Below are 5,794 nucleotides of genomic sequence, written 5' to 3' on the forward strand. Positions count from 1 at the left end.
TGGGCCTCCACCAAACCCTGCGCCAGCAACTGGTCGTAGGCCGCGACCACCGTACTGGCGCTCACGCCCTGCTGCTGCGCGCACAGTCGCACCGATGGCAGACGGGCACCCGGCGCCAGCAGGCGATTGCGGATGCGCTCGCCAAAGCGGTCGGCCAACTGTTCGGCCAGGGAAATCGACGCTGTTTTCACCAACATGGAGGCTCCTTCACGCCAAGCTGTGCTGCCAAAGCAGGCAATACAGATCCAGAGAATGTTTTTAAATCTGTACTGGTAGTGTGCTGATATCAACAGTAAAGTCAAGCCCATGCACCCACAACACACGCCCCACGCCCACGACCTTCGCAATGGCCTTTGGCTCGGCGTTTTGGGCGTGACGATCTTTGCCTTGACGCTGCCGATGACGCGCCTCGCCGTCGGCACGCCCGAGGCGCCACAGATGTCACCCTGGTTTGTGACCTTTGGTCGGGCCACGCTAGCCGGTATTTTGTCGCTCATCGTGTTGTTCGTGACCCGTTCCAAATGGCCAACCCCGGCGCAGCGCAAACCACTTTTCATGGCCCTACTGGGCAACGCCATCGGCTACCCGCTGCTGCTGGGGTACGCTTTGCGCAGCGTCACCTCCAGCCACGCAGCCGTCATCACCGCCTTGCTGCCGCTGGCCACCGCCGCCGTGGCGGCCTGGGTGTTGCACCAGCGCGCCCGGCTTGGCTTTTGGCTTTGCGCCTCGGTCGGCAGTTTGCTGGTGGTGGCGTTTTCCTTGCTGCGCGCCTACCAGCACAGCCATGGTTTTGGGCTGGAGTGGGCTGACTTGCTGCTGGTGGGCGCCGTGTTGTCGGCCTCGCTGGGTTATGTGTATGGCGCGCAAGTCACGCCCGCACTAGGGGCCGAGCGGGTCATTTGCTGGATTTGCGTGATGGCTTTGCCCATCACCTTGCCGGGTGCGTTGCTCACCTGGCCGCAAAACCCGATCACACCTGCGGCGTGGGGTGGTCTGGTTTACGTAGGTTTATTTTCAATGTGGATGGGGTTTTTTGCCTGGTACCGGGGCCTGGCCTTGGGCGGCGCCTTGCGGGTCAGCCAGACCCAACTGCTCCAGCCCTTCATTGCCATTCTGGCATCCATCCCCTTGCTGGGCGAAGCGTTTGACCCGGTCACCCTGGGTTTTGCGCTGGCGGTGGTGGCCACGGTTTTCCTGGGCAAGAATCTGGCCGGCGCACCCAAGCCGTTCAGTGCAAAATCACCCCCACTGAAACGCGCTGTTTCGAGATGATTTTTGATGGTTTTAGACATGGGGCTGGCATCTTTCGGCCCTGAAATTGGACATAACGAATGACAACAAGCCCCTCCACCCCCTGGCTGCTGGCCCGGCGTGCCGCCAAGATGAACCCTTCGGTGATCCGCGAAATTCTCAAGGTCACCGAGAAGCCCGGCATCATCAGCTTTGCCGGTGGCCTGCCCTCGCCCAAGACTTTCCCGGTCGCCGAATTTGAAGCCGCCTGCGCCAAAGTCTTGCGCGATGACCCGGCCGGCGCCCTGCAATACGCCGCCAGCGAAGGCTTTGGCCCCTTACGGGAGCAAGTCGCCGCCATGCTGCCGTGGAACGTGGACCCGGCCCAAGTTTTGATCACCACCGGCTCACAGCAAGGCCTGGATCTGGTCGCCAAAGTATTGATCGACGCCGACAGCAAGGTGCTGGTCGAGTCCCCCACCTACCTCGGGGCGGTCATGGCTTTCATGCCGATGGAACCCGAAGTGGTCAGTATCGACAACGACGCCGAGGGCGTGGACGTAGCCGACCTGCGCAGCAAAGCGGCCGGCGCCCGCTTTATGTATGTGCTGCCCAACTTCCAGAATCCGACCGGGCGCACCATGACCGAGCTGGGCCGCGCCCGACTGAGCGCAGCGGCGACGGAGCTGGGCCTGCCCCTGATCGAAGACAACCCCTACGGTGACCTGTGGTTTGACAACGCCCCCGCCGCGCCGCTGACCGCCCGCAACCCGGACGGCTGCATCTACCTGGGCTCGTTCTCCAAGGTACTAGCCCCGGGCCTGCGTCTGGGGTTTGTGGTGGCGCCCAAAGCGGTTTACCCCAAGCTGCTGCAAGCCAAGCAAGCCGCCGACCTGCACAGCCCCGGCTTCAACCAGCGCCTGATCGCCGAGGTCATGAAAGACGGTTTTCTGGACCGCCATGTGCCCACCATCCGCGCCCTTTACAAATCGCAGCGCGATGCCATGCTCGATGCGCTGGCCCGTGAAATGCCGGTGGGCGACCCTGATTCGACGCTGACCTGGAACACCCCGGCTGGCGGCATGTTCCTGTGGGCGCGCCTGCCCAAAGGCATGAGCGCCGTCGATTTATTGCCGTATGCCGTGGAACAAAACGTCGCTTTTGTCCCCGGTTCGCCTTTCTACGCCGACCATGGTGACCCGCGCACCCTGCGCCTGTCGTTTGTGACCCCGAGCGTGGCCGAAATCCACCAAGGTGTGGCCGCACTGGCCAAGGCGATCACACTCTACGCGGCCAGCTTGGCCAAGTGAATCCGGTTCACCCTGCGCAATCCAGATGGCCCATGTGACATGAAAACACGTCCTTTCAAACAAGTTGACGTCTTCACGGCCATGCCGTACCGGGGTAACCCGTTGGCGGTGGTGCTAGACGGCACCGGCTTGTCTGACGAGGACATGCTGCAGTTCGCGCAGTGGACCCACTTGTCGGAGACCACCTTTTTGCTCCCCCCCAGCCCAGAAGGCCAGGCCGGTGGCGCCGACTACCGCGTGCGCATCTTCACACCCAACGAGGAGTTGCCCTTTGCCGGTCACCCGACGCTGGGCAGTTGCCACGCCTGGCTACAAGCCGGTGGCATCCCCAAAACCGGCCAAGAGATCGTGCAGGAATGTGCCAAGGGCTTAATCAGGATTCGCCGCGAAGGCCCCCACTTGGCCTTTGCCGCGCCATCGCTCCAGCGCCGTGCGCCTGAGGCGACCTTGCTCGCCGCCGTGACCGCAGCGCTCGGACTTCAACCGCACCAGATTCTTGCCGCACAGCAACTGAACAACGGCCCGGTCTGGCTGGGCCTGCTGCTTGACAGCCCGGAAACAGTTTTACAACTGACACCCGACCACCAAGCGCTCAAATTGACAGGGCACATGGTCGGCGTCGTCGGCGTGGAGCGCCCGCCAACCTCCGGCCATTTGATTGCAAGATCGAACCGCGAGGCGCGGGCTTTCGGGGCCAACTCAACACCCCGGCCAGAAGCCCTGCTTGAGGCTGCGCACATCGAAGTGCGCGCCTTCACCGCCCCCGACGGCATCGAAGAAGACCCGGTCACTGGCAGCCTGAACGCCAGTCTGGCTCAGTGGTTGATCGCTGAAGGCCACCTGCCTAGCCGCTACGTCGCTTCTCAAGGCGCCTGTCTGAACCGCAACGGGCAAGTGCATATTTCGCAAGATGCCAGCGGACAAGTCTGGGTTGGCGGCGACTCGGTGACCTGCATCGAGGGCCAGGTGCGCCTTTAAAACGCTCTGTTATTTATAGCTGGTAGCGCACGCTTCGCCTGGGCTAGAGGGCTATTTTATATAAATAACACGCCAAGAGACCGTGAGCTTGCGCCGTCTTTAGCGCAACAAGATCAGCGCCGTGCCGACCACCGTCAACGCTGCGCCCAACCAGGCTCCCACCGCCGGTGCCCGCCCCAGTCGCCACCACAACAGAGGCAACACCAACACGGGCGACACCGACGACAAAATGGCGACCATGCCGACATCGCCGTTTTTAAGGGCCAGCAGAATCAGCGTCATGCCCACGCCCATGGCGATGAATCCGTTCAGCGCGGTTTGCGCCAGCACCCGCAAGTTAGGGGCCTGTTGCGCACTCGCCGCCTTGAAGCCCAGCACCAGCAATACAAAATGCACGCCGCAGGCCACCGTCACACGCACCGCCGAGGCGGCCACCGGGTCAACGTCCAGACTCATCACCGGTTTCACGATCAAGGAGCCTACCGCCTGGCACAAGGCCGCCAGCAAGCCCAGCGCCACGCCGGCACCGACGCTGCCCCGATCGGACTCCCAGGCGTGGTTTTCTTCGCGGTGCCGCCCCAGCAAAATCGCTGTCATGACGCCGACCATCACCAGACCGGCGCCCCACGCCGCTTGCGGGCTGATGCGCTCACCCAACAGCCAGATGCCCAACATCGCGCTGAACACCGCATGGGTGGCAAACAACACGCTGGCGCGGCGCGGCCCGAGCCGGTTCATGGCGGCAAACAAGGCGGTGTCGCCGACGAAAATCCCGATCAAACCACTCAGAGCCAGCACGCCCCACGACGCGGGCACCAGCGAGTGCCAGCTGCCGACGGCGAGCGTGACCGCCCACAACATGATCGCCACCAGCAACATGCGCCAGCGGGTGAACGCAAAAGCCCCCAAATGGCGCGCCGGTGACACCGACAACACGCTGCCCAGCGCCCAGCAGGCGGCAGCGCCCAGGGCAAACAAGTCATAGGAGGCCAAGTTCAAGCCGTCAGATCGGGCCAGTCGACCAGCGTGCTAAGGGGCAACTGGTCAATCTCCATCAGCAATTGGGCCAGTGAACGGCCCGCCGCCTCGACCACGGCCCGGCCTTTGTCGGCGGTAGCGGCCGCCGCGTTGCCAACGGCACCGGCCGGGTGGTAGTCCTGCATTTGCCAGCCGAGTTTGGCGCTTTTGCCATTGCCCAGAATCTCAAACTGCTGCGCCCGGTCCTGGGACGTGGAATGGAAGTCTTTGGCCAGCGCCATGTCAACTTGTGAGGGCCGCAGCGCCAGCATCATCGAGGTTTCGATGTCGCCAGCGTGAATGCCAAAGCGGTGTTCTTCGGCGCTAAAAAGGGCGTTGATGTCCTCGCCGTTTTCAGCGTGCAGCGGCAGGTTGAACCAACTCACGCTGTAGACCAGCAGCCCCAAGCGCGCCCGCAAATCACGCGCAACGAGGTCCATCACGCTCACATTGCCGCCATGGGCATTGAACAGCACCAGCTTTTTGACGCCCGCCGCTGCCACCGACTCGCCGATATCGGTCCACAGGCGAATCACCGTCTCGGCTTTGAGCGTGAGCGTGCCGGGGAATCGGGCGTGCTCGGGACTCAAGCCGACGGCTTGTGTGGGCAGAAACAAAACCTTTAAATCGGTCGGCAGGTGGCCCAAACTGGCCGCCACCACGCCATCGACCAGCACGGTGTCCACGCTCAGCGGCAAGTGCGGGCCATGTTGCTCGGTGGCAGCCACCGGCAGCACGGCGATGGTGTGCGCCGCTTCACCCTCGTCAATGAAGCGCGCGAAGTCCAGCGCAGAGAGGTCGGCCCAGAATCTTGATTTGGTAGTCATGGGCCTATCTTAAAACGCGAAGCCGCAGACTGTACGGACGTACGGCAGGGCGAAGCAGCAACATGTCGGATTGATAGGGGAATGGAATTACGCCTTCTTCAAAAACTCGGCCTTCAGCATGAAACTGCCACCGTCCATCTTGCAATCGACTTCGTGGTCGCCGTCCACCAAGCGGATGCTCTTGACCTTGGTGCCTTTTTTCAGCACGGTGGACGAGCCTTTGACCTTCAGGTCCTTGATCAAAATGACCGAATCGCCATCGGCCAGCAGGTTGCCGTTGGAGTCCTTGATGACGCCGCCCGTTTCTTCGCTCTCGTCAGCGGCAGCGGTGGCGGGCCACTCGTGGCCGCAGTCAGGGCAGACAAAATTTTCGCCATCGGGATAGGTGTTTTCAAGAGTGCATTGAGGGCAAGCAGGCAAGTTGGACATGGT

7 protein-coding genes are annotated in these 5,794 nt (G+C 62.5%); 3 read left to right on the forward strand and 4 right to left on the reverse strand.

All coding sequences use genetic code 11. The features are described 5' to 3' along the window. On the reverse strand, positions 1-197 hold a 197-nt coding region (locus WCG50_RS16695), incomplete at its 3' end, for a GntR family transcriptional regulator (protein WP_336900724.1). Positions 198-306: 109 nt separating this feature from the next. On the opposite strand from WCG50_RS16695, the gene WCG50_RS16700 reads away from it, so the two are divergent. From WCG50_RS16700 to WCG50_RS16710, 3 genes are read left to right on the forward strand one after another with little or no spacing between them, the layout of a single operon-like run. Beyond that, entirely contained in the window at positions 307-1,272 is a 966-nt protein-coding gene (locus WCG50_RS16700) for a DMT family transporter (RefSeq protein WP_336900725.1), read from the forward strand. A gap of 59 nt (positions 1,273-1,331) precedes the next feature. After that, positions 1,332-2,540: a PLP-dependent aminotransferase family protein gene (locus WCG50_RS16705; RefSeq protein ID WP_336900726.1), complete on the forward strand. Its 1,209-nt coding sequence runs from the start codon at positions 1,332-1,334 to the stop codon at positions 2,538-2,540. Positions 2,541-2,579: 39 nt separating this feature from the next. Further along, positions 2,580-3,518, forward strand: coding sequence for a PhzF family phenazine biosynthesis protein (locus tag WCG50_RS16710; protein WP_336900727.1), 939 nt, complete (start codon positions 2,580-2,582; stop codon positions 3,516-3,518). Positions 3,519-3,617: 99 nt separating this feature from the next. On the opposite strand, the gene WCG50_RS16715 is transcribed toward WCG50_RS16710, so the two are convergent. The 3 genes from WCG50_RS16715 to WCG50_RS16725 all read right to left on the reverse strand — a co-directional run bounded on the left by WCG50_RS16715 (position 3,618) and on the right by WCG50_RS16725 (position 5,791). Continuing rightward, the gene (locus tag WCG50_RS16715; RefSeq protein ID WP_336900728.1) at positions 3,618-4,517 is read right to left on the reverse strand and encodes a DMT family transporter; all 900 of its coding nucleotides are present in this window, start codon (positions 4,515-4,517) and stop codon (positions 3,618-3,620) included. After that, complete coding sequence (locus WCG50_RS16720; RefSeq protein ID WP_336900729.1) at positions 4,514-5,362, reverse strand: creatininase family protein; 849 nt, start codon at positions 5,360-5,362, stop codon at positions 4,514-4,516. The genes WCG50_RS16715 and WCG50_RS16720 overlap by 4 nt, the downstream gene beginning before the upstream one ends. Before the next feature lie 87 nt (positions 5,363-5,449). Beyond that, on the reverse strand, positions 5,450-5,791 hold the full coding sequence (locus WCG50_RS16725; RefSeq protein WP_336900730.1) for a zinc ribbon domain-containing protein YjdM: 342 nt from the start codon (positions 5,789-5,791) through the stop codon (positions 5,450-5,452). Between the last annotated feature and the right edge of the window lie 3 nt (positions 5,792-5,794).

Source organism: Rhodoferax sp., from assembly GCF_037143375.1.
GTDB lineage: Bacteria > Pseudomonadota > Gammaproteobacteria > Burkholderiales > Burkholderiaceae_C > Rhodoferax.